The organism is Lysinibacillus sp. GW821-FHT14F06 (genome assembly GCF_058803665.1).
On sequence record NZ_JBXAPF010000002.1, the window covers coordinates 31,743 to 57,519 of the forward strand.

Annotated in this window: 27 protein-coding genes; 4 read left to right on the top strand and 23 right to left on the bottom strand. The window is 36.6% G+C overall.

Features of this window, described 5'->3' with window-relative positions:
* Position 1: 1 nt before the first annotated feature.
* The 5 genes from AC1RNS_RS02360 to AC1RNS_RS02380 form a co-directional block, all read right to left on the bottom strand.
* Positions 2 to 418 carry a pyridoxamine 5'-phosphate oxidase family protein gene (locus tag AC1RNS_RS02360; RefSeq protein WP_492990513.1) on the bottom strand — a complete coding sequence of 139 codons (417 nt, stop codon included), beginning with the start codon at positions 416 to 418 and terminating at the stop codon, positions 2 to 4.
* Positions 419 to 735: 317 nt separating this feature from the next.
* A complete protein-coding gene (locus AC1RNS_RS02365) occupies positions 736 to 873 on the bottom strand; it encodes a hypothetical protein (RefSeq protein WP_492990514.1) in 138 nt (45 codons plus the stop codon).
* A gap of 175 nt (positions 874 to 1,048) precedes the next feature.
* Positions 1,049 to 1,510: a MarR family winged helix-turn-helix transcriptional regulator gene (locus AC1RNS_RS02370; protein ID WP_492990516.1), complete on the bottom strand. Its 462-nt coding sequence runs from the start codon at positions 1,508 to 1,510 to the stop codon at positions 1,049 to 1,051.
* Entirely contained in the window at positions 1,488 to 1,934 is a 447-nt protein-coding gene (locus tag AC1RNS_RS02375; RefSeq protein ID WP_492990518.1) for an EVE domain-containing protein, read from the bottom strand. The genes AC1RNS_RS02370 and AC1RNS_RS02375 overlap by 23 nt, the downstream gene beginning before the upstream one ends.
* Positions 1,931 to 2,359, bottom strand: coding sequence for an SRPBCC family protein (locus AC1RNS_RS02380; protein WP_492990520.1), 429 nt, complete (start codon positions 2,357 to 2,359; stop codon positions 1,931 to 1,933). Before AC1RNS_RS02380 ends, AC1RNS_RS02375 begins: the two co-directional genes overlap by 4 nt.
* Before the next feature lie 249 nt (positions 2,360 to 2,608).
* Here AC1RNS_RS02380 and AC1RNS_RS02385 point away from each other — a divergent pair, with 249 nt between their 5' ends.
* Entirely contained in the window at positions 2,609 to 3,097 is a 489-nt protein-coding gene (locus AC1RNS_RS02385; RefSeq protein ID WP_492990522.1) for a hypothetical protein, read from the top strand.
* 76 nt (positions 3,098 to 3,173) lie between these two features.
* Here AC1RNS_RS02385 and AC1RNS_RS02390 read toward each other — a convergent pair whose 3' ends face one another.
* The 10 genes from AC1RNS_RS02390 to AC1RNS_RS02435 form a co-directional block, all read right to left on the bottom strand.
* A complete protein-coding gene (locus AC1RNS_RS02390; RefSeq protein WP_492990523.1) occupies positions 3,174 to 5,147 on the bottom strand; it encodes an ABC transporter substrate-binding protein in 1,974 nt (657 codons plus the stop codon).
* Between the two features lie 137 nt (positions 5,148 to 5,284).
* A complete protein-coding gene (locus tag AC1RNS_RS02395) occupies positions 5,285 to 6,568 on the bottom strand; it encodes an alpha/beta hydrolase (protein WP_492990524.1) in 1,284 nt (427 codons plus the stop codon).
* Between the two features lie 13 nt (positions 6,569 to 6,581).
* Positions 6,582 to 7,664: a DUF1648 domain-containing protein gene (locus AC1RNS_RS02400; RefSeq protein WP_492990525.1), complete on the bottom strand. Its 1,083-nt coding sequence runs from the start codon at positions 7,662 to 7,664 to the stop codon at positions 6,582 to 6,584.
* A gap of 7 nt (positions 7,665 to 7,671) precedes the next feature.
* Positions 7,672 to 8,049: a GntR family transcriptional regulator gene (locus tag AC1RNS_RS02405; protein WP_492990527.1), complete on the bottom strand. Its 378-nt coding sequence runs from the start codon at positions 8,047 to 8,049 to the stop codon at positions 7,672 to 7,674.
* 487 nt (positions 8,050 to 8,536) lie between these two features.
* Positions 8,537 to 8,914, bottom strand: a complete 378-nt coding sequence (locus AC1RNS_RS02410) for a carboxymuconolactone decarboxylase family protein (protein WP_492990528.1) — start codon at positions 8,912 to 8,914, stop codon at positions 8,537 to 8,539.
* 253 nt (positions 8,915 to 9,167) lie between these two features.
* Positions 9,168 to 10,541 (bottom strand): argininosuccinate lyase, encoded by a 1,374-nt coding sequence (argH, locus tag AC1RNS_RS02415; RefSeq protein WP_492990529.1) that lies wholly within the window; start codon positions 10,539 to 10,541, stop codon positions 9,168 to 9,170.
* A 116-nt stretch (positions 10,542 to 10,657) separates the two neighbouring features.
* Positions 10,658 to 11,851, bottom strand: a complete 1,194-nt coding sequence (locus AC1RNS_RS02420; protein ID WP_492990531.1) for an argininosuccinate synthase — start codon at positions 11,849 to 11,851, stop codon at positions 10,658 to 10,660.
* A gap of 307 nt (positions 11,852 to 12,158) precedes the next feature.
* Positions 12,159 to 13,514 (bottom strand): serine hydrolase domain-containing protein, encoded by a 1,356-nt coding sequence (locus AC1RNS_RS02425; RefSeq protein WP_492990533.1) that lies wholly within the window; start codon positions 13,512 to 13,514, stop codon positions 12,159 to 12,161.
* Positions 13,501 to 13,956, bottom strand: coding sequence for a MarR family winged helix-turn-helix transcriptional regulator (locus AC1RNS_RS02430; protein ID WP_492990535.1), 456 nt, complete (start codon positions 13,954 to 13,956; stop codon positions 13,501 to 13,503). Before AC1RNS_RS02430 ends, AC1RNS_RS02425 begins: the two co-directional genes overlap by 14 nt.
* 265 nt (positions 13,957 to 14,221) lie before the next feature.
* Positions 14,222 to 15,055, bottom strand: a complete 834-nt coding sequence (locus tag AC1RNS_RS02435; protein WP_492990536.1) for a CPBP family glutamic-type intramembrane protease — start codon at positions 15,053 to 15,055, stop codon at positions 14,222 to 14,224.
* 195 nt (positions 15,056 to 15,250) lie between these two features.
* Between AC1RNS_RS02435 and AC1RNS_RS02440 the strand changes: the two genes are divergently transcribed.
* Positions 15,251 to 15,703, top strand: coding sequence for an HAD family hydrolase (locus AC1RNS_RS02440; RefSeq protein WP_492990537.1), 453 nt, complete (start codon positions 15,251 to 15,253; stop codon positions 15,701 to 15,703).
* A gap of 297 nt (positions 15,704 to 16,000) precedes the next feature.
* Here AC1RNS_RS02440 and AC1RNS_RS02445 read toward each other — a convergent pair whose 3' ends face one another.
* The 3 genes from AC1RNS_RS02445 to AC1RNS_RS02455 form a co-directional block, all read right to left on the bottom strand.
* Positions 16,001 to 16,795: a MerR family transcriptional regulator gene (locus tag AC1RNS_RS02445; protein WP_492990538.1), complete on the bottom strand. Its 795-nt coding sequence runs from the start codon at positions 16,793 to 16,795 to the stop codon at positions 16,001 to 16,003.
* 94 nt (positions 16,796 to 16,889) lie between these two features.
* Positions 16,890 to 17,642, bottom strand: a complete 753-nt coding sequence (locus AC1RNS_RS02450; RefSeq protein WP_492990539.1) for an SDR family NAD(P)-dependent oxidoreductase — start codon at positions 17,640 to 17,642, stop codon at positions 16,890 to 16,892.
* 8 nt (positions 17,643 to 17,650) lie between these two features.
* Positions 17,651 to 18,640 (bottom strand): MBL fold metallo-hydrolase, encoded by a 990-nt coding sequence (locus tag AC1RNS_RS02455; protein WP_492990540.1) that lies wholly within the window; start codon positions 18,638 to 18,640, stop codon positions 17,651 to 17,653.
* A 345-nt stretch (positions 18,641 to 18,985) separates the two neighbouring features.
* Between AC1RNS_RS02455 and proC the strand changes: the two genes are divergently transcribed.
* Both proC and namA read left to right on the top strand, forming a co-directional pair.
* Positions 18,986 to 19,792, top strand: a complete 807-nt coding sequence (proC, locus tag AC1RNS_RS02460) for a pyrroline-5-carboxylate reductase (protein WP_492990542.1) — start codon at positions 18,986 to 18,988, stop codon at positions 19,790 to 19,792.
* Between the two features lie 45 nt (positions 19,793 to 19,837).
* Positions 19,838 to 20,848, top strand: a complete 1,011-nt coding sequence (gene namA, locus AC1RNS_RS02465; protein ID WP_492990544.1) for an NADPH dehydrogenase NamA — start codon at positions 19,838 to 19,840, stop codon at positions 20,846 to 20,848.
* A gap of 163 nt (positions 20,849 to 21,011) precedes the next feature.
* Here the strand turns inward: namA and AC1RNS_RS02470 are convergent, their stop codons facing one another.
* The 5 genes from AC1RNS_RS02470 to AC1RNS_RS02490 form a co-directional block, all read right to left on the bottom strand.
* On the bottom strand, positions 21,012 to 21,290 hold the full coding sequence (locus tag AC1RNS_RS02470) for a YuzB family protein (RefSeq protein WP_492990545.1): 279 nt from the start codon (positions 21,288 to 21,290) through the stop codon (positions 21,012 to 21,014).
* Between the two features lie 18 nt (positions 21,291 to 21,308).
* Positions 21,309 to 22,115, bottom strand: a complete 807-nt coding sequence (locus AC1RNS_RS02475) for a hypothetical protein (protein ID WP_492990546.1) — start codon at positions 22,113 to 22,115, stop codon at positions 21,309 to 21,311.
* Between the two features lie 264 nt (positions 22,116 to 22,379).
* Entirely contained in the window at positions 22,380 to 23,699 is a 1,320-nt protein-coding gene (locus tag AC1RNS_RS02480; protein ID WP_492990547.1) for a hypothetical protein, read from the bottom strand.
* Between the two features lie 431 nt (positions 23,700 to 24,130).
* Positions 24,131 to 24,697, bottom strand: a complete 567-nt coding sequence (locus AC1RNS_RS02485; protein WP_492990548.1) for an NADPH-dependent FMN reductase — start codon at positions 24,695 to 24,697, stop codon at positions 24,131 to 24,133.
* 13 nt (positions 24,698 to 24,710) lie between these two features.
* A complete protein-coding gene (locus tag AC1RNS_RS02490; protein ID WP_492990549.1) occupies positions 24,711 to 25,766 on the bottom strand; it encodes an LLM class flavin-dependent oxidoreductase in 1,056 nt (351 codons plus the stop codon).
* Positions 25,767 to 25,777 lie beyond the last annotated feature (11 nt).

Below are 25,777 nucleotides of genomic sequence, written 5' to 3' on the forward strand. Positions count from 1 at the left end.
TTTACACTTCAAAGGTTTTGGAAGAAAAATTGTTATAGTATCTTCCAGACAAGCAGGTAAATTTTAATACACAGTAATCAGGATCCGTTACACCAAGTGGATAATAAAGTGTATCGCCATCTTGCCAGATTAACTCCTTAGATGCCGGATCCTCTAACACTTCCATAGTTCCCTTGAACATTACCCCTTCAAAACGCTTTTGATTGCAAAAGTAAACGCTTGCCCTTTGTTCATTACGAAATTGAGCTACCCGCATAGAGGACGTATTCGTTGTAAAATAAAAAGCATGAAAGCCCTCCCTTACGCGTGGTGCAAGCATGGCCTTCACTTGAGGAAACCCCTCATGATCGATGGAGCCTACGAATGCCGTATTTTGCTGTTCTAGCAGCCTGTTAACTGAATTCTGTAAATTGTTCATTTAGGTATATACTCCTTTCTAATTCAATGGTCTAGAAATAGTATACGGAGCTTTGAAACTATCGAACAGTACCCACTTTTTCGTAAGTATCTTTTTTATTCAATGAATCCCCTCATTCTTAAGAAATCTTCCATTCCATGCTCCTGCATCAATTGAATGCCCACATTTTGCATAATTTCTACTGCTTCGTAGAGTTTTTTACCTCTCTAGCTTAAACGATACTCTACTTTTAATGGATATCCTTCAAAAGAGGTTTTTTCTATACTGTTGAATTCCATTAAATCGCTTAGATGCTCTAATAACACTTTTTGAGTAATTCATTGAATATCTCTAACAAGTTGTGAAAGTGAAGTAGGTCCTTTGGCAAGTTGCCATAGAATGATAGGCTTCCATTTTCCTCGTGTTATATCATGTGTTAATTCTAACGGACAAGTATATTGATTTCTCATTTTCATCTATGTTCACCTCCGCCATTTATTGTATTTTAATATGTTGGTTTAGCGTATCATAAAAGAGGTTGGAATATGTATATTTCTGTTAAATAAAAAGCGCGAGAAATCAACGTCTCCCAAATTGATTTCTCACACAAATTAGGTTTTACATAAATGATTTTTCTCTACATTAAAACTCTCACTCATCCACTTCTGCTTTTAGAGATAGCAGTGAGAGTAGCTCCTTGTTAAAACTATGTTGTTTATCCTGAATAGGCATGAAAAATTGGGCATCCGTATTTTCAACAATTGGTAACGCTATTTTAATTTTATTAGAACCTTCCTCTGTTGGTGAAAGTAGTATTTCACGCTTATCTAAAGGGTTTTTGTTTCTACAAATAAATCCTTTAGCCTCAAGTGTTCTGACAACATCTGAAACCATCATACTATTTAATTTTGTAAAATCTGCGAGTCTTTTTTGAGTAACCGTTTCACCATTTACATGTAGATAATCACACGCAGTTAATAGCACAAACTGGACATGTGTCAGATCTATCCTGCTCAGTTCCTTTGTAATCATCCTTTGCCAAGCTTGTGTAACTTGCCATAATAAAAAACCTGAGCTTTCTTTTGGATCATTAAACTTTGATTTCCATTCCACTAAAATCCACCCCCATTGCATTTGCAATTGTTATAAAATCTTGTTTAGTTACTTCAAAATGTCCTCTACGAAATAGTAAACCTACATTGGCATTTTCAGATACGAATGTTAGCTTTGATTTGATATGTACAAAACTTACATTGTGGCAAGGCTGATACAATATGTCCAACCTGTAGGGAATAAATTGAGGAGCCATTTCCACTCGATAAATATTTCCTGACTTAACCGTTCCAATAGCAGTAAAAGCTTGAAGAGGATTTCCTTCTGGATATTTGGTTTTTGGCGAATAGTATATTAACCAATCTCCTGCATTCATTCTCTTTAAAGGTTCATATTTTCCATGACATAGTTGTGCAAACCCAGCTTTTTCACCTATTTTAACATGTTCTTCGGATACAACCCCTATCCAATATCTTTGCTTCATGAGAGGTCACCTCTAGCAAGCTGGTTTAAATTGGACATACTACTCGGAATTCCTTGTGTAATCATAGGGCCAATTTTATTGCCAATCAATCCCGCATTCGGTCCTGATAGGATAACACTATGTGTCACCTTTGTCTGCAAACCAAGAACTTCTATTTCATGACGAAAATCCATCTTAATGCTTAACTGTTCGAGAATTGTGGTATTGGTGAAAAGTTTATTTTCTTTCACTTCTGTAAGCGTAAATAGTAAAGGTTCCTGTCCTAGAAGTGTTAAATACCCTGTGATACCTTCTTCAAATGGCCCATCAATTATTACTTCCATTATACTACTGTCCCATTTTTTCCATTTATCAACATTGTTATATAGCTTCCAAATAGCTTCTGGTGTAGCTTCAGTAATAATCGAATTTTCATATTTCCACATAATTACTCACCCATTCTTAAATTAGTAAGTGCACTTATTAATAATAATAAGTACGCTTACTATCTTTGTCAATAAAATTTGATGTAGAGGGAGTAGTCATAAGCGAAATCAACATTTTTTCATAATTTCCCTTCTAAAGTCCTAAATTTTTTTAAACTAAATTTAACCTTGGTACGCTAAACTATTTTTTTAGGGAATGTAGAAATAGTGTTTAATTCTTCCCTTATCATTTTTTAGGAGGATATTCGTATGAAAAAATTAGTTATTGGTAGCACATTAGCCGTTGGTTTATTATTTGCAGGAGCAGACCAATCATCTGCAGCTTCCATTCAAGGAGTAAGCTATCAGGGGATGGCTCCCATTGATTTATCTTCTGTCGATTTAGAAACAGCCTTAATAATGGTTCAACAGCAAAGAACTAACCTATTAGAAAGTCAATTACAAACACAATTGACAGAAGTTCAAGGAAGAAATGAACAACTCGCTAGCTTAAATGAACAAATTAACCAATTGAATGCAGAAAAAACAGCTACAACTGATACAGCAAGGCAAACAGAAATTGATGGGCAGCTTCAAACAGTACAGGGTCAAATCAATTCCCTAAACAACTCACAGCAAATGGATATGCTGCGCCTGCAAAGTATGAATAGTAAACGAAATGAAGCTTTTGATGCAATGACAAATTTTGTGAAGAAAATGCAGGACAGCCGATCATCCATTATCGGCAATATGCGCTAATTCAGGATTTATGTGTACAAAAATAGACTTGCCTCTTAGCTTAGCAAGTCTATTTTTAACGATTATTTAAATGGTCTTACTTTTTTTCCAATAAAACTTTAACAATCTTATCAAGCTGCATTTCTAATGAGTAAGGATCTTCCATCACAAATTCATCGTCAAATTCACCATACATATATACTTTGCCATTTTTAACAGCAGGAGCTCCCTGCCAAATTGGGCTATTTAAAACCTCTTTTGCATCTTCTTGTGAATTTACATAAACAAATACATGATCACCTAAATACTGTGGCAATACCTCTAAAGAAATATTTTCAAACCCTTCTTTCATATTTAAAGCTTGTTCAGTAGGAGGTAATTGCAACATCTGATAAATCGTATTACTACCATAATTTCCACCTTCAGCAGCTAGCACATACAAACCTGTTGGGCTTAATTGAACGACTGAAACGGTTTCTCCATCTTTAATAATACCATCTATTTGTTTACGTGCTTCCTCAACCTTGTTCTTATATTCTTTTATCCACTGATCTGCTTCTTGTTCCTTTCCAAATACCTCAGCAATTCTTTTGAATTTTTCTAATGGGCCTGCAGTCGACAGCTCCTCCCAATAGGGAATAAAGACTGTTGTACCAATCTTTTCATACTGTTCAATATTTTCTTCTATCGATCCAATAATTAAATCTGGCTCCAACATAATCAGCTTTTCAGGGTTCATTGGAAAATTACCCAAATTCTCTATTTTAGCTAATGTCTCTTTAGAAATATCTGATTTTTCAATCCAAGCTTCCTGTAACATTCCTTCTCGCACACCAACTGGAATAATACCTAGCTTTAATAGTTGTCCCATATACTGATCTGAGGCTACTCGTTGTGGTTGCGCTGGCACTTCTACATCACCTCTTGGTGTAGAAACAATTCTTGTTTTACCTTCCTGCACTGCCTCTTGTCCGCTATTGGCTTGTGTTTCCACTTGATTTGATACTGATTGTGAAGTATTTGTATTTGTTGCATTTGAGCATGCTGCTAGCAACAATGAGAGGCACATAAACAAGGTCATGGCCTTTAATTTCATGTTTTTGTACTTCGACATTTCCATTGCTCCCTTTCGTTGATAATGATTTTCAATTTCATCATCAATATACCACTCGAATGGATCTGGGAGAATAGCATATCTTCTTTTCCAAAGTGGCAAATCTTCACCTTGCCGTTTTTGTCTCCATTCTACTTTATATTTGGCTGGTGATATGCCCTTATGTCGTTTAAAGCTGCGACTCAATGAATGTCCATCAGGATACCCAACATGCTCAGCAATTTCCTGTAACGTCGTATCTGTTTCTAAAAGTATTTTCGCCGCTTTATTTACCCGCATTTCACCCAAATAATGAATAGGACTCGTTTGCATTTTTTCTTTAAATAGTTTTGATAAATAGCCTACACTACAGGCTAACTCCTGCGCTAACAATTCAAGCGTAAGGGGTTTATGATAATTCTCTTCTATATAACGAACTGCCTCTTCCACTATATCTGGGTTTAATGGACGAATTTCCTGTGTATGCATTTGTCGTATAAGTTCATAGACAAATTGATAAAATAATGATTTAATATGTAAATTTTTTAGCTCTTTTTCAGATGATTGTAACCAAATACTATTCATCTGTTCTACTTTGTCAAAAAGAGCAAGTGGATTATAGGGTGCAAAAGTATACTGATATTGGAATGAATTATTTTTTTCCAATAAGGCTACAATATCTTGTCGTTTAGGTAATGGGATTGTCGCTTTATAGAAAATCATAAAGTATTCAAAATTTCTTTCTGCAACAATCTCTATATTTACTCCTTTTCCTGAATGGAGGACATGAAATGGATGTACCATATGCCTATTTTTATCCATCCAAATTTGTGCACTTCCTCTTTTTGTATAGAGAAAGGCACTGGAAGGCAATCGGTAAGGACCAAAACCCTCCCCTTGCTCCATTATAATAAAGCGTACATCCATTATTTTGATGTATGCGTGATTCCACAAATTTATATGATCGCTTAATTTCATCGAGCTAACGCACTCCTTCTATCTTGAACCATTGTCAATTATCTAGTTTAACAGAAATTCAACTAATTGATAACGATTCTCATAGAAAAAATAAAACTAGATGAAGTTATCGTACAACTTCATCTAGCTAAAATTTCCTATTTCTCATTTATAATAAATTGCTGAAGTGCTGGTAGCAATTCTTCATGTAGCGGTAATGTAGGATCAGCATAGGTTGCTAAATTCCCAGCACGATCTGTTGGGGCATTTTTCAACACATGGTTCATGTCTTTCATATAATGCAGTTTGGCCTCTTGTTTCCCTTTCTTTAAGGCTTCTGCATCTGCTTCCTTTACCTGTAAATCATTGGTACCTTGTACAAGTAATACACGACTTTCTACTTTGGAAAGCTCATCTGCTGGATTATATTTTAACATGGAAATCAAATAAGGCTGTACAGCAGGACGGAAAATTGCTTGTAATTTAGGAGAAATGTTTTTCACTTGCTTACCTTGTTTGAGAGATGTCAGAATAGTCTTTGATTCTTTATACAGTTTTGGTGTCAATTGACCATTTAATTGCTCTAATAACACCTCATCTAATGGTCTTCCAACACCTGCAATTGAAACAAAGGACGCTACATTTGTTTTTTGTGCTGCGAGTAAACCAATAAGTGCTCCTTCACTATGTCCAATAATATGCACACTTGAATAGGATTTATCAGCTAGTAGCGTATTTATCACTTGAACAGCATCATCTACATATTGATCAAATGTTCCATCCTCTTCCTTTGTTAAAAGAGCTTGATTATCCCCTAATCCTCGTTTATCATAGCGAACAGTTGCGATTCCTTCATCTGCCAAACCTTCCGCAATCATTTTTAAGCTATTATTTTTGCCAGCTAAAGTGGAATTGCCATCTTTATCAGTTGGTCCAGAGCCAGCAATGATGAGTGCTACGGGAGATGGTATCTTGCTAGCCTTTTGAAGTGCTACAGTTAATTCACCATTTTGAACCGGTATCTTCATTGTCTCATACGTAATTGGCTGTTCTTTATAAGATTTTAAGATAAGTGGGAATGTACCGCCATTTTGTTGAAACGTTGCTTCTATTTGATCATCTTTGAAAGTTCCATTAATAGCAATCGTAGAGCCATTTAAGTTAATGGAAACACTCACTTTATTACCTGAATACGTAACTTTTTTTAATGGTAAATTCGATAAGCCTTGTGCAGGTACTGATAATGTCCCACTATCCTGTTTTAGCTCAACAATAATAGGTAGTGCGCCATTTGGTATCTCGATATTCCCTTCCCATTTTCCGATAAATTGTTCACTCATTGAACGTTTCTCCTTTGTCAATTTACTTTCCGCAACTACCTCTTTTTGCCCACAGGCTACTAACAGTAAAAAAGCACAGCAAAGCACAAATAACTTTTTCATATAATCTCCCTTTCTATATAAAGATAAGCAATAAAATGGGACCTAATGTAAGACAGATAATGATATAGCACCACTTATTTGCAAAATTCACAGTCCAACCAATCCCAAATTTCTTCTGTACTACTATTGAGGGATCATTTTTGTTGTAATAAAAAATACCCCATCTCCAATATCGATCATCTGTTGCAGCTGTTTCATTTGTATGTAAATCATCAAATCGTTCATTGCTTTTACTAAGCTTCCAAATTAATACTAATAAGCCTCCTAATGTGACCACATTAAAGACAATAAAAAGTGGGAAAAAGTATGGTGCTGTTTGGTTCTTTAAAATAACAGTGGTGTAGTGTAAGACTACTAAAAGAATAGTCATACTAAAATTAATCGCCACTAAATACCAGCTACCATATTTGCGTTGTGCCAGCTCTCGATGAATCGACGCCTCTTTGGCCTGTGCACTCAGTTGTAATTTGGCTTCTTTCATGCCTCGCCCCATGATGAAAAAGCTAATTTGTATAGCCAATAATATAAGCGGCATACTGATGACAGAGAAACGAGATTTTTCTGTCCAGCCGTCAGCCTTGCCTGCCGAATTCCAATGTGTTGCAAAAACATCTGGAATCGAATCATAATTCATGTACGTGAAAGTCATCAACGCGATTGTCATAATTATGGGTATGCTAAAAAAAATCGGTGACAGCGTTTCATCCTTTTGGCGCACTGACAAATCTGTAATATACACCGTTTTTGCCTGTGTCTCCCACTGCTCTTGCCCTTTTAATTTTTTTGTTTTGACATGATAAAACATGTAAAGACTAGATGATAGAAGAAGCATAATATAAAGCAGAATAAAGGATAGTAATGTCACCTTCTCCCCCTGCATTGCAGTCAAAAGATGCAACCCAATTTGTACTAGTAAACATAAGCCAGCAGTGCCGCCTATCCATTGGCTATAACGTTTTTTCCACTGAATTAATTGCGAATGTTTGATGTAGGGTTCTGGTATAGAGACGCCAAAAACGTTTGTTTTTCTTGCCAAATGTGGTGTCATCGCTTCCAAAACCCCGACAATGATAAAAATGCCTACTGTTATAAGCATATTTCCCCTACTTCCATTGTTTTAAAATTCGCTGGAACAAACTTGTCATTTGCTCTTTTTCTAGACCACGTGCAAAAGCTTCTGCCATTATAGGCTTTAAGGCATTTTCTACTTTTTCAACCTCTATTTCTTCAAGCTCCCTCTTTTGACCACCTATAATGACAGCTTTCGCTTTCGGCTTTAATTCGATTAAGCCTTTTTCTACAAGTTCATGATAACTCTTACTCACTGTACTGACATTGATACCTAAATCTGTAGCCATAGTACGCACTGATGGTAATGTATCACCGTTTTTGAGCTCTCCTTTAGCAATTAATTCAATTAATTGATTGGCTAATTGTTTGTAGAGCTGTAATTCATCACTTGGATCTAAACGTATTTGCATATCACACCTCCAATCTGTACCACTTATAACATAACAGATTTCTGTCATGTACAGAGTAATACAGATTTCTCGAAATGTCAAATGAAGGTATTTGTCTTTTCTATATCATTTTAACATTATTTTTTCAGCGCAGTTTCTTTCTAACCCTTTTTGAGCTGGTTTCCTCAGAATCTAAAAAAGGACCCAGAATAATTCTGGATCCTTGGACACTTATGGCTTCTATTTGATTTTTATCTGTATTGTTTTTTGCTTCATCTTAAGCTACAGCAAAACAGAATTTTCTGCCTCACCTTTTACTTAAGTTTTAGAAGCTCACCTGATACAGTTGTGGCGGACTTTCCTGAGATTCCTGGTCTTTGGGTGTTTGACTACTCATTCTACATCCTCCTCATCAGATTAGATTAATAAGTGTTTCCGTTCTTAATATGAGCCATATACCAACTATTTATTCATGAAATCTACATTATTTATGTAGATAAAAGTTGCTTTAAGCCTCTTCATTAAAAACCTGCTGTGCAATAGTTAATGCATTTTGAACACGTGGGAAGCCAATATAAGGCACTAGCTGTAATAAGGCTTCCACAATTTCTGTCTGTGTTAAGCCAGCATGTAAGCCACGTTTTATATGTGTTTTTGTTTGTGGTGCAGCGCCTTGTGTTACCACTGCGGTAATAACAACAAGAGCACGACTTTTAGCATCTAGTCCTGAACGCGAATAGACATCACCATAGGCAAATTCAATAATCATTTTACGTAAATCTGGTGCTACGTCAGCCAGTGCATCTGATTCAATCATTCGGTCTGCTTCTTGCTCTGTAACATATTGCTTAATTGTTTCTAACCCCTTTTTAAAACGATCGTTCATTTCCAATCCCCCCAAAAGATAATCATTGTATTTCCTTATACAAAAACCCCAATTCCGCGTCTCCAGAATTGGGGATTGTCCTTCACATATGTAAGGGTCTCTTTTTCACTTCACCCTCTGGCTCCGTTGAAAAAGGAAATTGTTTTTTCATAGTGCCTCACTGGACAGCTTTAATGAATATCTATGCAAAAGTCACAGGGACATGCACGCAAAATTTAATATCAATTATGCCTCGGCATAATTGTGTCTGAAGTTAAGCAAGGCAAGCCTTTGCTTTGTCAATTTGGATTTTCACCTGATCAAAGCCAGTACCACCTAACGAATGACGACGCCGAACTGCCGCTTCTGGTGCTAGCACATCATAAATATCTGCTTCAATTAGTTCACTTTCTTGTTTCATGTCTTCAAGTGGTAAATCTAATAAATAGATACCCTTTTGAATACAAGTGAACACAAGCTTTCCTGTCACTTCATGCGCCTCACGGAAAGGCATACCCTTTGTTGCAAGGTAATCTGCTAGCTCCGTCGCATTGGAGAAGTCAGCATGTACTGCCTGATGCAAGCGCTCTGTCTTAACAGTCATCGTGCGAATCATACCTTCAAAGATTTTTAGAGAGCCGAGAATGGTATGAACTGTATCAAACATACCTTCTTTATCCTCCTGCATATCTTTGTTGTATGTTAATGGTGTGCCCTTTAGAACTGTTAGTAAGCCCATTAGGTTTCCATAAACACGTCCTGTTTTTCCACGAATTAACTCAGCCATATCAGGATTTTTCTTCTGTGGCATAATGGAAGAGCCTGTTGAGAAGGCATCATCCAACTCGATAAATTTAAATTCATCTGTTGACCATAAAATAATTTCCTCTGCAAAGCGTGATAAATGCGCCATTAATAATGATGAATTGCTTAAAAATTCAACGATAAAATCACGATCACTTACCGCATCCATGGAGTTTGCATAAACCTCACTAAAGCCTAAAAGCTCTGCGGATTTTAATCGATCGATTGGGAAAGTTGTCCCAGCCATGGCACCTGCCCCTAAAGGTAGGATATCAATACGCTTAATGGATTCTGTAAAACGTTGTTTGTCACGCTCTAGCATCCAGAAATACGCCATTAAATGATGTGCAAACGAAATTGGCTGCGCACGCTGTAGATGTGTATAGCCTGGAGCAATTGTTTCTACATGCTCCTCAGCTTTTTCAAGTAATGTTTTTTGGAAAGTTTCAATTAATCCAATGGCTTCATTTACACGTTTCTTTAAGAAAATATGCATATCAGTAGCTACTTGATCATTTCGGCTACGACCTGTGTGAAGCTTCCCGCCTACAGGACCAATTAAGTCAATCAGCATTTTTTCAAGATTTAAATGGATATCTTCATTAGCAACCGTAAATTCAAGCTCATCTGCAATTGCCTTTTCCTTTAGCTGTGCAAGACCGCCAAGAATAGACTCAACGTCAGCTGCTGGTAAAATACCTGTTGCACCAAGCATTGTAACATGTGCAACGCTACCTTCTAGGTCTTCTAGAACAAGCTGTTGGTCAAAGCCAATCGATGCGCCAAATTCGTCCACCCATGCTTCGGCTGATTTTTGGAAACGTCCGCCCCAAAGTTTTGTCATAACAGCTCACCCTTTCGTTTATCTTTATCAATTATGCTTCTATTTGGATATATTGCTGATAAAAGGTTAAAAGGTGCAGCACAGCGCATTGCCACACTACACCTTACTTGTCAAAATTATTTTTTATTGACAGAAGAGTTCACTACTGTTGGTAGACCCCATAACTCGATAAAGCCTACTGCTGAAGCGTGGTTGAATTGATCTTCTTTTGAGTATGTTGCTAGCTTTTCACTGTATAATGAATTTGGTGATTTACGTCCTTCTACAATCGCATGACCTTTGAATAGTTTCACACGTACTGTACCATTTACATATTGCTGTGATTGTGCAAGGAATGCTTCCAGTGCATCACGTAATGGCGAGAACCATAAACCATCATAAATCAATTCAGAAAGCTTTTTCTCAATAACAGGCTTGAAGTGCGCTAATTCTTTTACAAGTGTTAAATCTTCAAGCTCTTTATGAGCCGTTAACAGCACTTTCGCTCCAGGAATTTCATATACTTCACGAGATTTAATACCCACTAAACGGTTTTCCACATGGTCAATACGACCAACACCATGGGCACCAGCTACTGCGTTTAGTTCTTGAATTAAATCAGCAAGCTTCATTTCTTTTCCGTTTAATGCAACTGGTTTACCAGCCACAAATTCGATTTCTACATACTCTGCTTCATCTGGTGCATTTTCAACAGAAACAGTTAAACCATAAGCTTCTTCTGGTGGTGAAACCCATGGATCTTCCATGATTCCCGCTTCGTTGGCACGACCCCATAAGTTTTGGTCAATAGAGAATGGTGAATCTAATGTTGCAGGAATTGGTACATTATGTTTCATAGCATATTCGATTTCCTCATCTCGGCTCCAGCCCCATTCACGTACAGGTGCTAATACCTCTAAATCTGGATTTAATGCTTTAATAGAAACCTCAAAACGAACTTGGTCATTCCCTTTTCCTGTACAACCATGAGCTACTGCGTCCGCGCCCACTTGGTTGGCAATTTCTACTAACTTTTTCGAGATTAATGGACGAGAAAGCGCTGATACTAATGGATATTTTTGTTCATACCAAGTATGTGCTTGTAATGAAATCAGTGCATAACCTTCAGCGAATTCATCCTTTGCATCTACCATATAAGATTCAATTGCCCCTACTTGAAGAGCTTTATTTTTAACAAACTCAAGATCTTTCCCTTCACCAACATCAAGACAAACTGCAATAACGTCCCAACCTTGTTCTTTTAACCACGGAATTGCTACAGAAGTATCAAGACCGCCTGAGTATGCTAGTACTACTTTTTTATTTGCCATTAAAAATGCGCCTCCAATTAATCTATGAGATATGTATGTTTATACATTCATATAAAAGTTTATACACGAATAGTATCACGTTATAAAAATAAATACAAGTGTATTTTTATAAATTTGTAGACATTTATGTTTATTGTAAAAAGTAAGTCATTTCAATACTTATAGTCGTTATACTAACTATGAATATTTTAACTCGGAAAAACGATTTTTTACTTTCTACATGGATGTATACATTATTAATTTTAGGGAATAAAAAAGAACCCATTGTGTAAAATGAATTCTTTCAGACAGTTGTCAAAATGTAAAACTACAAAGATATGTTATTTTCCTTAAGTTTTGGGGCGTTTATTTTATTAGCGATTGTTGATTGACCTTCACTGATAACCGTTAGTTTGTTTTGCTTTATCGTGACTAGAACGCCTATACCACGTAAGAAAAATTCATCTTCTTTTATCGCATGTAGCTCAAGTGGCATTGTAGATGGTAGAAAAATGTATAACCGATTATCCTCTTGTAAGGCTATTTCCACTGTATGTTCAGGATGTTCTTGAAGTTGATATTTACCTTCATAGCCCTGTAAAATTTCGACTGATAAATGCACAGCTTTATATTGCTCAGGCTTTTTGGGCAAATGGAATTCCTGTATCGATAATGCTTTTTCAATCGCTCCTCCGATTGCTATTTCATAATCCAAATCTTGCTCTTTACTGCGTAAAAATACAAAGATTGTCTTAGATTGTGGATAAATTTTAAATGTAGTTGCATACCCTGGCCATCCACCGTTGTGCCATACACATTTCCCAAGTTGTTCATCCTCATATATAATCCAGCCCATACCGTAAGAAAAAGTTTGTTCTGCTGTAAGAGATGAAGGAGTAAAGGCTTGCTCAAGTAAAGCTTCATCCCAAAGCCGTGCCTGAATAACCGCACGCCCTAATTTCCATAAATCCTCTACTGTTGAATAGATCCCACCATCACCAGTAATATAATTCAAACAAGTAGTGCCTTTCGTTTCTTCAAATTCTGAAGGGGCCACATATTGCCCAGCATACACATCAAATACATAGCCATATGCAATTTCATTCGTATATTGCTTGGTAAAAGTAGTTGATGTTACAGTTGTGTTTTTCATATTTAACGGTTTAAAAATAGCTTCATCCATATATTCAGTATAACTTTTATTAGTTACACGCTCGATTAAAAGAGCCAATAAGACATAACCTGTATTGCTGTATTCCATTCGCTCACCAGCTTCAAAAAGTCGAGGCGGCGCATATTGAGTTAATAGTTGCAGCACGTCTTCATTTGTGGCAACCGTTGTTTCATCCCAATTCGAAAATAATTCCATATAATCAGGCAAACCTGATGTATGTTGCAATAAGTGGCGTACTGTTATATTTGTGTAAGGCAAATTATCGAACCATTTGGTAATATCATCATCGAATGTTATTTTCTTTTCTTGAATTAAAAGTAAGATCCCTAATGCTGTCATAGGCTTTGATACAGAAGCTAAGTTAAAACGTTGATGGAGATGCATAGGTGCATGTGTTTGAATCGAAGCTTCGCCATAGGCACCTTGTAATAAAATTTTCTCGTCTTGTGCAAGTAACACGGTACCATTAAACGTATTTTCAAGTTGTACTTTTACTTTATTCCAATCCATTTGATATTTCCTCCTCAGTAATTTGATACAACCGCTGAATTAAGTTACGTAGTTGTTCTAAATCTTCCACAGGCATTTTGCTATAAATCTTCTTAATAATAAGCTCGTTAATTTGTTCATCACGTTGATAATACGCATGTCCGAATTCATCCAACATTACTACCACTTCCCGACGATTATTTGGATTAATGTCACGTTTAAGATAGTTTTCTTTTTCAAGTCGAGTCACAATTTGACTGATTGCACTCGGAGTAATTTCCATATAGTGAGCGATTTCGCCCATTGTACACTTTTCATGCTTCTGTACAAAATTAAGTACCATCGATTGCTTCATTGATAAATCATCTGTAAACAGAGCTTCTTGTGCTTTCGCTAATTTTACATTCATTTCATAAGTATAATGATGAATGTCACCAACAATTTGCTTAATTTTTTTATTCATCTTTATCAGCCTTAATATTTTAGTTAACTTAAATATTAAATTAACTAAAATGTTTTGTCAATAAGAAGGAATTCTAAAAGGCTCACCACCTTAACAGGGAGCATTGAAACTTAAAGCTTTTATGAAACTTAGAAAAAGACAACTTCTCATTCGATATGAACAGGAAGTTGTCTTTTTCTTTCTCCTTTACTAACAGTTAAATGTCAGATTTAACCGTACCTTAATAAACTTTTTCAGCGCTCACATATAACCTACAGCCTCTAATCTAGATAACAGTATGCTTTCCTCCAAGAAAGTTTTTCTCATTCCTGCCATACAACACCTTCTTTGGATTGATAATGATGATTAAAACTGCTGCTATTCCATAAAAAATGGCGTTATACAGAATTAAATCACTTAGCTGTCCGTTTATGATGCCAATAAAAAAATTAAAGTTATGATGAATGGTAATCGGAATAAGTAAATTCTGATTTAAATTATAAAATGCTGCCATGAGGATTGTTGTGGACATGATTGAAATCATAAAGAATAGAATATACTTGATTAAATCAATACCTATAAACCCTGTAGTAAACCATATGGGTAAATGCCACAGCCCCCACCAGAATCCTATGATAATTGACGCTTTTAATGGTGTATGCTTCTTTTGGAGCTCCATTAGCGCGAAGCCTCTCCATCCTAATTCTTCACCCAATGGTCCTGACAGTAATGTTTTCAAAAAGTAATAGAGCAGCATACCCCATGAGGATAAAGTGAAAATTGAGTCTACTTCACCCTTGCTTACGACGATCAGTACTATCATCAAAAAGATAAGAGCTTGAATTGTACTTACAGAAAGCAACACAGAAACTTTAATTTTAGGTTTGAATTTATTTTTTACAAATTGTATAAAGCTTCGACCAGGATAGATTTTCTTAAAAAGTATAGCAAATGCAAAGGTTGAGGCCCATGATGAAATACAATGTACTACAACAAATAACCATGTAGGCAAATGAAATATCTTAATGGCTCCTACAAGACAAAAAAGTGGCAAGAAGATGAGATTGGTTAGTAGGATAAAACTTGCTATTGGTTTTTTTAATTTCTTTTCTTTATTCAAGCTATATTCTCCTTTCAAACTAAGTATTTCGTGCATCAAATTACGAATACCTTCAGCTTAAACCTAGGAGTTACCCACAGGTCAATACATAAAAAAGATCAAAAAAATAAAATAGTTACTTAAAAAGGATGCTAAAATCTGTATTTTTATGTATTAATAGTATTAAGAACAACTATCGTTAGGAGAGTGTCATAGGTGATTAAAGCTGCATTATTTGATTTAGATGGAACTTTGTTAAATAGAGAGGAATCTGTCAAAAAATTTATTGATAAGCAATATGACCGATTGCATAATCGATTAAATGCTATTTCAAAAGAAAGGTATATATCACGTTTTATCCAATTAGATAACCGAGGATACGTTTGGAAAGATCAAGTATACCAGCAATTAGTTGATGAATTTTCTATTATCACTATAACCTGGGAAGAACTTCTCCAAGATTATATGAATGAATTCAAAAATAGCTGTGTTGCTTTTCCTAATCTTATTAGCCTGTTAGAAGCATTGAAAGGTGCTCAAAATGTAGGGATGATGAGCGTTTGGAAAAAGGATATGCATTGGGACAATGCTGAAGCAGATGCCATTGTTCAAGATTTGTCTGAATTACCTTCAATTATTAAATGTTTAAATAGCTGTACTAATTCTTAAAAACTACAAAAAACCATCTACCATTATCGTTGGTGGATGGTTCATTTTTTATAATTATGTCAATGAAATCAGTTATTCTATACAGCACATTGCTCTGCGGCAAAAAAGCCTTAAGTTGGGACATTCAATTAAGTACAACTAGCCTTCTATCCAGCACAAATACTCTTCAATCATGCACATTCTTCCTATCAATTCATCCCCCACTCAAAACAAAGATTTCATTATATATTCGACAAAATATAAGCCCTCGCCTAACACAGTATTGAGATTATTAGTAGTCTGGAACGGCAATTACCTTCACTTAATAGGTATATAAATTTCTAAAAAGACACGTTCTAAGCCAGCTTCATAAGTAGTAAGTAATTGATTTATATACACTAGTCCCAGAAGTTCGTAGCCTTTATCTTTTGCTGCTTTTTTTATACTAGCCTCGACTTTATGGTCCGTATTTTTTCCACCAGTTGACCACCTTCCATCTTCAACAACTGTATACAGACATTTTGGATGATATAGTATTTTACCTGCTGACTCTGTATCAAAGTCCTCTACTTTTCTTACGATAATAAACTTATCTTCTTGCATACCTTTTTCATTGAATTGAATGACTCTTCTTAAAGAGGTAAGTGTCACTGCTTGTTTTAAATTTTCTAAGTTGTCCTTTATTATTTCATATTTATCATATGCAGTATGATGCTCAATTTCTCCCTTTACCTCTATCGGCTTCATTTCTTTGATGGTATATGTGCCTAGAAATTTTTTAACTTTTTCGCAATCTTCCTGAACCGTTTGAAGCTTTTTTACTAGCAACTTTTTATACTCTATTTCCTCCATAACCTCCTGCATTTTCTCCTCAAATAATGATTGTATGCCCTCTATGTTCTTACCTTTTCTTAATTCCTGAATTTTTTTAATTTCAATATCCATTTCACGATAGAAATTAACTGTTGTTATATCATATATATCAAAACGATTATATTCCCTATATCCGTTCTCACTATTTTGTTTTGGCTTTACTAATTCCTTTTCCTCATAAAACTTTAAGGTATCTCTTGAAACGCCTAAAAATTTCGCTACCTGTCCAATTGTATACATTATGCTCTCCTTTCCTGTTCTATAAGAAGATTTACATAAAAAACTGTAAACACTCTCTCCTACTTTTTTGAGAATGGTTACAGTTTAATCCCTATTATTTTTTATTAAAAAATGATTTGCCAAAAAATTCAATGGTTGCAGGAGCGATTGCATACAGCTTGCTGGATAACCCCATGATTTTTGGTAAATTCACCTCTCGAACAGGGCGTTCAATCGTTTTAATCGTAGCCTGAGCTACTTCTTCTGCTGTTAATAAAAATCTTCCTACCGAAGCCCGATAGCCGCTTTCGTCACTCGCCTTATCTAAAAATGGTGTATCAATTGGGCCAGGATGTATCGCTGTCACTTTAATATGATAAGGCGCTAATTCCATACGAAGCCCATTGGTAAAACCGACTATAGCATGCTTGGTTGCAGCATAAACACTAGCTTTTGGTGTCGCTACCTTCCCTGCCTGTGAGCCAATGAAGATAAGGTGACCTTGCTGGCGCTGTATCATTGGCAATGCTAATCGCTTGGCCAAATACATTGGTACACTAACATTCAAGTTCACCATTTGGGAAATAGCCTCATCAGGTAATACAGGAGCGATACCAAATTTACCTATCCCTGCTGAGAGTATCGCTACATCAAGTGTCGGTAGCTGGGCGCAAACTTCATCAATCGTCGTTAAATTGGTTAAATCAGCTTGAATCACATTCGCACCTAGGCGTTCTAGTGCTTTTAATGCAACTGTATTTCGTCCTGTTGCATATACTGTATGATCCTGTGCTACTAATAATTCTGTAATTTTCAACCCTACTCCACTTGTGGCACCCGTAACGAAGATCGTCTTTTTATCGGCCATGCAAACACCTACTTTCTTTTAAATACATAAATGCCTTCTTCAGTTTTCGTAGATGTAATATACTGATTGGCTTCTAAATAGTCTAAATGTCCAAGTGTTTTAGACAGGGTTAAACCAAGTTTACGCTGAAAAATGGCTGGATATAGACGCATTGTGACTTGAACAACCGTTAGTTGATCTTCACCTAATAACTCTAATACCTTCATCGATTGCAGATGCTGACGTTCTAGACGTTTATCGATTAATAAAGGAATATCCTCTAATTCTCCACCATGTCCAGTATGCATTATTTTCACGGGCAATTGTCTTAAAATTTCAAGTGATTCATTATATTGCAGTAATGACTTCGTACGACCTAATGTGCGATCCAATGGCGGTTCAATTAATGGATTCGGTGTAATTTTCTCGAGCAATAAATCCCCACCAATCACATGATGCGTTTTTTCATCCCAGAAAATCAAGTGGCTTTGTGCATGACCTAATGTTTCAATCGCCTTTAATCCTGGATGACCAGGCACTTCATCCCCATCACCTAGAATTTGTGTTAATGGTCGCTCACCAACAAGCTCTAATTCACGACGTACATGAACACTTGGCTGGATGTATTCCTGAGGAACGCCATGCTCAAATAAGCGTTCACTATAAAACCGTTCATGATATCGTAAAAACTCCTCATCATGGCGAAGCCACTTATCATTATAGGCATGCCCCAAAATTTCTGCGTGTGGAAAGGCATCTACCCAACCTGCATGGTCAGGATGGTGGTGAGTGAGTACTACCTGTTCAATATCTCTTAATTCGTAGCCTGCTGCTCGAATCCCCCATTTCAATGCATCATAGGCTTCCATTGTTTTTGGTCCAACATCAAAGAGTGTTAGTGCATCGCCCTTAACAACAAATGCATTGACATCTCCTACTTCATAGGGTGTTGGTATTTCTATTTTGTATATAGACAAAGTTGTTTCCCCCTTTTGTACTACTAGTGAATAACAATTCATTCTATTTTACAAGTTTTTCTTCTTTTCGTCATCCTCCTGTTGACAGGTTGACATATTATCAATATAATTTTGAATAATCTAATTATTCATGTGCGTTGATGAAGCCAAGTACGTATTTGGTGAAGGTGTCTCAGAGAGTGTTACATTTGCTGCAAGTAACATCACCCGCTCCCATTACTGAACCTACTTCTGAGCAGTTATGCAAACATAACCGTTTCCCTTGCGATAAAAGGGCTAAGAGTTGTGCCAATTGGCAAACAAAGGTGGTACCGCGGAAACAACAGCGTTTTCGTCCTTCTTGATAAGGACGGGAGCGCTTTTTATTTTGAACTGGAGGTTTTGTTCATGAAGAAAATACTATTTATTGGTGCAGGCTCAATGGCAGAGGCATTGATTCAGGGCTGGATTAACCAAAAGGTATTTACAGCACAAGAAATTTACGTCACCAATCGCTCAGACAAAGAACGCTTACAATTTTTACACGAAACATATGGTGTCAATTGCTTAGTTGATGCAGAAATTTTTAAACAAGCAGATTTAATTATTTTAGCTATGAAACCAAAGGATGCTATTGCAGCGATGAATGAGTTGAAAGCGAAGATTACAGAGCACTCAGCCGTCCTCTCTATTTTAGCGGGAATAGCCATTCAAACCATTATAGAGCATTTAGGCACACGTCCAGTTGCTCGTGTTATGCCTAATACTTCAGCGACAATTGGGATGTCCGCTAGTGGCATTGCCTTTAATAACGAAGTGTCTACTGAACAGCGTACGATTTTCTTACAATTGCTAGAGGCAGTTGGTTCGGTCATTGAGGTGGATGAGGATCAATTACATGCGGTAACAGCTCTTTCAGGAAGTGGTCCAGCGTATATCTATTATTTAATGGAGGCATTTGAAAGAGTTGGTACAAAGGTTGGTCTTTCAAAGGATACTGTACGTCAATTAATGACACAAACACTGGCCGGAACTGCTGAAATGCTGAAGCAATCTGTTGATGAGCCAGATGTACTACGCAGAAAGGTGACGAGTCCAGGCGGCACGACGGAAGCTGGGATTAAAGCACTTGAACAATATCAATTTAATGAAGCGATTGAAGCATGTATTAAAGAAGCAGAGGCTCGATCTCGCTCACTTGCAAATAGTAAGTAAAATGTGCAAAATAGAGTTTATCACTAGGAATTAGGGGGCTTTATTTTGACTAAATTATTCGAACCTTATCAACTACAGTCTATCTCTTTAAAAAACCGTATTGTGATGGCACCAATGTGCATGTACTCTGCACAGGATGACGGACTTGTCACGCCTTTTCATCAAGTTCATTATGCAACACGGGCTGCGGGTCAAGTAGGTTTAATCATTCTTGAAGCAACAGGTATTGTACCCGAAGGTCGTATATCCAATAAAGATCTTGGTATTTGGGACGATGCCCATATCGAAGGCCTACGTCAATTAGTGGATGGAATGAAAGCATATGGAGCAAAAACGGGCATCCAGCTAGCACACGCTGGACGTAAAGCAACTGTAGAGGGAGAAATATTTGCCCCTTCAGCTATTGCTTTTAGTAATGACTACCAAACACCAACTGAGATGACTATAGAAGACATTGAATATGTTGTAGAAGCATTTAAGAAAGCAGCTGTTCGGGCTGCTAAAGCTGGCTTTGATGTTCTTGAAATTCATGGGGCACACGGCTATCTTATTAGTGAATTTTTATCACCAGCAACTAATAAGCGCAATGATTTGTATGGAGGATCGCAGGAAAATCGCTACCGCATACTACGCCAAGTAATTGATGCCATTCGTAGTGTATGGGAGGGTCCTCTACTTGTACGTGTTTCTGCAGAAGATTATGCCGCAGATGGCACGACAATGGAAGACTTTGTTGTCTTTAGCCGCTGGATGAAATCACAAGGTGTCGATTTAATTGATGTTTCTACTGGTGGTGTTGTGCAGGCTCATATTAACGTTTTCCCAGGCTATCAGGTACCACACGCAGAGGCAATTAAGCATGGGGCGGATATTCCAACAGGTGTGGTTGGTCTTATTACAACAGCTATTCAGGCAGAGGAAATCTTACAAAATAATCGTGCTGACTTAGTTTTTCTAGGACGTGTGCTATTGCGTGATCCGTACTGGCCACTAAATGCTGCAAAGGATTTAGGAGAAGAAGTCAAACCTCCGACCCAGTATATACGAGGTTGGTAAATCCATAAAAAACAGCTAGTTGATCATTAACCAACTAGCTGTTTTTTTATTTTTATAGTATTTTTCTATCGCACTGATAAACTATTGTTAATTGAAACCAGCTCATAGTGAAAAAGGATTCATTATGAAAGAATCATCCTTTTCTCATCCCATAGTTCTTTGATTAATACAGAGGATTTTGTTTAATTTCCTCATCAATTGCTTGCACTAATGCGTCTGCATCCTCTGCCGTTATGATTTCTCCATTAACAATTGCAAATATTCCTTGTTCACAAATTTCACAATGAGAGGTACAGCCAGATTCTTCAATTTCAATATTAGATCGTTCAGCCAGTACATCATAGGCATCTGCTGCTCCAAGTGATAGATTTGTTATGCAAAATTCTACTCTATTTTTTAAATGCTGTGGCTCTTTCTTCTTCTTAAAGATAGAAAATACCATCTTTGTAACCCCCCTCTTTTAAACAAACTGCGCATAAAAATGGTAGAGATAATAATAAAGAATGATGAGTATACCAAAAATCACATTTTTATAAGCCTGATGTTGTTTATAAATAATTTCACTTATCCCATATAATAGCATAAGTGATGTGAACATGAATAAAGAATGATTTGCACCATATAAATTAGGTAAAATGATAATGGCTAAAAGGGTAGAAAAACTGAAAAAACTTTGACCTTTCTCTTGTGGTTCTACCATTTTTGGCGAATCAACGCTTACCTCTTTTAATCGATTAATAGGGATAATGATAGCCAAACATATTGACAAATAAACAATAAAAAAAAGAGCACTTTTCCAAAAGGCAATCTCATGCTTTGATCCATCAAACAACTCCCATAAAGTTAACTGGTCGTTGAGTGAAACGTAATATGTATGATTCGTTTTCATATCTAGCATCACATATTGGTCATTTATATAGCCAAACTTTACATATGCTTTCTCACCATTTTGTAAATTGAGCCACACATCTTGAGCATGCCATAGCTTCTGATTTGGTATGAAGGCCTCTTTGGCATCATTTATAATAGATTGCAATACCTCAATATCCTGTAATTGAATACGATTAATCAAAAAAATAGACGATAAATCGTAAAATCTTTCTTCTTGTCGATCAGCATCATGAAATGTCCATGCTTGTTCAATTTGAATAGGGAGATCTATCTCAACAAGTCGCTCCTGTTTATTATTTTGCAACAGTAGCACAATACAAGATATCCCTAGTAATACAAGTCCAATCCAAAACGTTTTATAAGTATATAATTTCATCGCAAACCTCCGATTGTCCCATTACTGTATATACGATTATTACCATAAATGGTTTCAAATTGGTTGAACAAATCATTGCTATTGATTTTCACAAATAATCTCTAGTTTGGAATAGCTGAGGTTATTCTTCAGGAACTTGAACACTTGGAAAATTAATTTATCTTTAAAAGGATCATGCATTGAAGTTCAAATGTTTCAATCAAAACTAATGGTTAAGATAAAAAAACACTGCACAAGAATTACTCTTATGCAGCGTACTAATCATTATTTAAACGACCTTAGTTGAAGGTCATATGCTGAACCGAGCTCACCGTAGCCTGGTGCATATAATATACTAGTGGATGTTTCGACAACATTGTTAAATGTGCCTGCTGGTGTTGTAAGTGTATAGTGAATAGCACGAACAAACTCATTTTTATCTCTTATCGTAACTTTAGATCCCTCTGTAATTGGTTTTTCAAATATATATTGCGTGCCATCCTTCTCATAATAAAAGGCTTGATCTGTTTCATGATAAGTAATATATTGGAAATCATAATCCGTGTCAAAACGCTGATTACCAGTTCTCGTATATACCATATTATAGGTTAATTGCTGAAGCGTATCACTTGGTAAAAAACCAGATGTAATGACAGGTGATTCGTTTGGGCGTATAGTAGCTAACGCTTTTTTAGGTACAGTATATTTTTCTCCCTTGAATTCTATTAAAGCTGTCGTAGTATCTTCTGATAAAAATGTGACTTCATCAAATCGTTTTAATTCCCCGTGCTTCCCTCCAACATAAACACCATAACGAATAAATCGTTTACCTTGTTTTTGTACAGGCTGAAGTGCTTTAATAGGGATATAGCCATATCTCAAGGTTGTTGGCGATTTCACCATGAGATAGCCATTTATTTCGCTTCCTAGCAATTCAAAAGCTGCTCCTTTTGATGCTTGTTCTAGCACTCTTGCCCCCATCATTGGACCACTGAGCAGCTGTGCATCAGTATTTAACGTATAATAATCTTTAACATGGGGTATTGCTTCTACAATGCGAATATCTGAGCTATCAATATAAACCTCCAATGGATTACCTTCAAAGGGAGCAGCGTAGAAATAGTAATATAATTTTTCCCCAATTTTAAATTGTACAACATCATTGTAGGGTTTATAGTCGGCGCTGCCAGGTATATTTTTGCTTAACAGATAATCCCCATATCCTAGAGGCTTTCCGTTCTGACGATTGATATAAATTAAACCTGGATTATCATAAAAAGCAGCTCGAATATCGAGTGGTACCTCCTTAAAAACAACTAAATCGGTTGCCTGTACACGGTATCCTGAGCTCATCCAGTAAAATGTTATATTGTCGTATTTTTCAATATCGTAAACACGGAAGTAGTTGTTACGTTTCACTGTTAACGAACTAAAGCTACCATCCGTATTTTTTTTATATACTTTTACATCTTTAGTAAAGGTCATCTTACCTGCTTGTCCTTTAACAACCTGTGCCCCATCCCACTTTACCTCTGCTGCCTTAGAGGTTGTAGGGTTTAGTAAAAAAGCAAGAACGACCAGCAATACGATTAAATATTTCTTCATGTTTTTCCCTCCAATTCTACTTCTAAACTACTTTAAATAAATTGCTTGTTAAAAAATATTCTATCATACTATTTTTTTGATATAAAGGTAAAACCGGCCAAGAAGATATGACTATACAATCGCTAGCAGCATTCGAAATAGTGTTGTGGCAATGCGAAGATGATTACCGTTTTAGTATACTGGAAATCTTAATTCATTGATGTGCATGTGAGTTTTTTTATTGTCAATTACATAAGGAAATTTTCATTTTGAGGGGAAGAGTGCTGAATTAATGGGATTTTATGCACGAATGACGAGTAATTGTACTAGATAGGAGGCTATTAGTACTTAATATAATGGTTTTCCACAAAACATTTTATGGACATTACAACAGGACGTTGCCCAAATTCCTCACAGGCAACGCCCCCTTTATAAAGCAACTTCATAGATAATTAGAAATCATATTCTGCATCTTTTTTAGCTCGAATTTCGGCGAATGCATCTGTGACCATTACTGTATCCTCCGCTAAACGTTCTAGGCGGAAAAGAACATCATCATTGACGATTTCCTTGCGTAAAAAATCCTTTTCTTCTATAAATACATAGGTTGGTACGATATGTGCCTTCATATAGGCTAGGATTGGCTTTAATTGCTGCTCAATCATGAGATAATGCTTAGCTGTCCCTGCTGTAACAACCATACTCACCACCTTATCACGAAAGGCATTCACAGGGAGCAGGTCAAAAATATTTTTTAATGTTGCTGGAATAGATGCTTGAAATGTAGGTGTTCCAATTATCAAGGCATCCGCAGCCATAATTGTTTCTGTGACATATTTTGTATCCCCATCATACTCAAAATAATTACGCCCATCACTAAACGCCATATTGTACTCAGCAAGATCAAGTAAAGTAACCTCATGCGCTGGATATGTTTCTTGTAAAATGTCAACAACTTTACTAATGGCTGTTTTCGTTTTTGAGCCGACAATTGAACCAGCTAGTGCGACGATTTTCATGTTGGACATCTCCTTATTTTGCTGTATATTTTTTTATTGCAGGTATAATATCGTTACCAATGATTTCAATGTTTTTCATTAATTTTTCGAATGGTACGCCACCAAAGTCTATTTGTGCCATAAATCGCTGCATACCATACAGTTCATATTGATAGAGTAATTTTTCAACGATTTGTTCTTTACTGCCAACCATTAGCGCATCACGTGTATCTGGTGCTTGTGCAAATTGTTGCTTTGGATAGCCTCCGCCACGAATTGCCTGGAATCCTCCATTTAGATGTGGATACATTCCTTGTAAGGCCTCTTTCGTCGAGTCAGCAACATAAAATAAACTAGTTGTAGCAATCGGTAGCTCGGTAGGGTCAAAGCCACTGCGCTCTGCTGCTTCTCTGTACGCATCCACGGATGGCTTAAAATTCATAGCAGGCCCTCCTAATGTTGTTAACATCATTGGTATGCCCATATAGCCTGCCTTTATGGCACTTGCAGGAGGACCACCAACTGCTCGCCAAATTGGTAAAGAGCCATTTTTCGGTTGTGGTAAAATTTGAGCATTGTGAAGAGGTGCTCGATATTGTCCTTCCCATGTTACTAGTTCCTCTTCATTGATTTTTTTCAGCAGCTCTAATTTCTCCTCAAAGATTTCTTCATAGTTTTGTAGGTCAACCCCCAGTAAATGATATGCGCCTACACGAGAGCCGCGCCCAGCCACTATTTCTGCGCGTCCATCTGAAATTAGATCGATTGTCGCAAAATCCTCATAAACACGTACTGGATCAGAAACACTCAGCACGGTTGCCGAACTTGCTAATTTAATCTTTGACGTAGCTTGCGCAATTGCCCCTAAAACAACTGTATGTGCTTGTGTTGTAAAATAAGATTGATGACTTTCACCTACACCGAATACATCAATTCCTGCTTGCTCGGCTAACTGACTTGCTTCAATTAGCTCCTGAAGACGCTGCTGTGCAGAAATACGATCACCCGTCAATGGATTTGGGATATGATCTCCTAATGAATACAGTCCAAATTCAATTCCCTTTGATTGATCTATACGATATTTTTCCATTATTTGTTTTC

What these genes read in the sequence shown, in the direction of transcription:
- AC1RNS_RS02485 (WP_492990548.1), bottom strand. Translation starts at nt 24,697, where the DNA reads ATGAAAATCGTCGCACTAGCTGGTTCAATTGTCGGCTCAAAAACGAAA.
- AC1RNS_RS02475 (WP_492990546.1), bottom strand. Translation starts at nt 22,115, where the DNA reads ATGAAATTATATACTTATAAAACGTTTTGGATTGGACTTGTATTACTA.
- AC1RNS_RS02455 (WP_492990540.1), bottom strand. Translation starts at nt 18,640, where the DNA reads ATGAATTGTTATTCACTAGTAGTACAAAAGGGGGAAACAACTTTGTCT.
- AC1RNS_RS02410 (WP_492990528.1), bottom strand. Translation starts at nt 8,914, where the DNA reads ATGAACGATCGTTTTAAAAAGGGGTTAGAAACAATTAAGCAATATGTT.
- AC1RNS_RS02400 (WP_492990525.1), bottom strand. Translation starts at nt 7,664, where the DNA reads ATGCTTATAACAGTAGGCATTTTTATCATTGTCGGGGTTTTGGAAGCG.
- AC1RNS_RS02360 (WP_492990513.1), bottom strand. Translation starts at nt 418, where the DNA reads ATGAACAATTTACAGAATTCAGTTAACAGGCTGCTAGAACAGCAAAAT.
- AC1RNS_RS02445 (WP_492990538.1), bottom strand. Translation starts at nt 16,795, where the DNA reads ATGTATACAATTGGACAGGTAGCGAAATTTTTAGGCGTTTCAAGAGAT.
- AC1RNS_RS02395 (WP_492990524.1), bottom strand. Translation starts at nt 6,568, where the DNA reads ATGAAAAAGTTATTTGTGCTTTGCTGTGCTTTTTTACTGTTAGTAGCC.
- AC1RNS_RS02390 (WP_492990523.1), bottom strand. Translation starts at nt 5,147, where the DNA reads ATGAAATTAAGCGATCATATAAATTTGTGGAATCACGCATACATCAAA.
- AC1RNS_RS02405 (WP_492990527.1), bottom strand. Translation starts at nt 8,049, where the DNA reads ATGCAAATACGTTTAGATCCAAGTGATGAATTACAGCTCTACAAACAA.
- AC1RNS_RS02425 (WP_492990533.1), bottom strand. Translation starts at nt 13,514, where the DNA reads ATGGATTGGAATAAAGTAAAAGTACAACTTGAAAATACGTTTAATGGT.
- AC1RNS_RS02450 (WP_492990539.1), bottom strand. Translation starts at nt 17,642, where the DNA reads ATGGCCGATAAAAAGACGATCTTCGTTACGGGTGCCACAAGTGGAGTA.
- AC1RNS_RS02470 (WP_492990545.1), bottom strand. Translation starts at nt 21,290, where the DNA reads ATGGTATTTTCTATCTTTAAGAAGAAGAAAGAGCCACAGCATTTAAAA.
- AC1RNS_RS02490 (WP_492990549.1), bottom strand. Translation starts at nt 25,766, where the DNA reads ATGGAAAAATATCGTATAGATCAATCAAAGGGAATTGAATTTGGACTG.
- AC1RNS_RS02380 (WP_492990520.1), bottom strand. Translation starts at nt 2,359, where the DNA reads ATGTGGAAATATGAAAATTCGATTATTACTGAAGCTACACCAGAAGCT.
- proC (WP_492990542.1), top strand. Translation starts at nt 18,986, where the DNA reads ATGAAGAAAATACTATTTATTGGTGCAGGCTCAATGGCAGAGGCATTG.
- AC1RNS_RS02430 (WP_492990535.1), bottom strand. Translation starts at nt 13,956, where the DNA reads ATGAATAAAAAAATTAAGCAAATTGTTGGTGACATTCATCATTATACT.
- AC1RNS_RS02375 (WP_492990518.1), bottom strand. Translation starts at nt 1,934, where the DNA reads ATGAAGCAAAGATATTGGATAGGGGTTGTATCCGAAGAACATGTTAAA.
- AC1RNS_RS02385 (WP_492990522.1), top strand. Translation starts at nt 2,609, where the DNA reads ATGAAAAAATTAGTTATTGGTAGCACATTAGCCGTTGGTTTATTATTT.
- AC1RNS_RS02480 (WP_492990547.1), bottom strand. Translation starts at nt 23,699, where the DNA reads ATGAAGAAATATTTAATCGTATTGCTGGTCGTTCTTGCTTTTTTACTA.
- AC1RNS_RS02420 (WP_492990531.1), bottom strand. Translation starts at nt 11,851, where the DNA reads ATGGCAAATAAAAAAGTAGTACTAGCATACTCAGGCGGTCTTGATACT.
- argH (WP_492990529.1), bottom strand. Translation starts at nt 10,541, where the DNA reads ATGACAAAACTTTGGGGCGGACGTTTCCAAAAATCAGCCGAAGCATGG.
- AC1RNS_RS02365 (WP_492990514.1), bottom strand. Translation starts at nt 873, where the DNA reads ATGAAAATGAGAAATCAATATACTTGTCCGTTAGAATTAACACATGAT.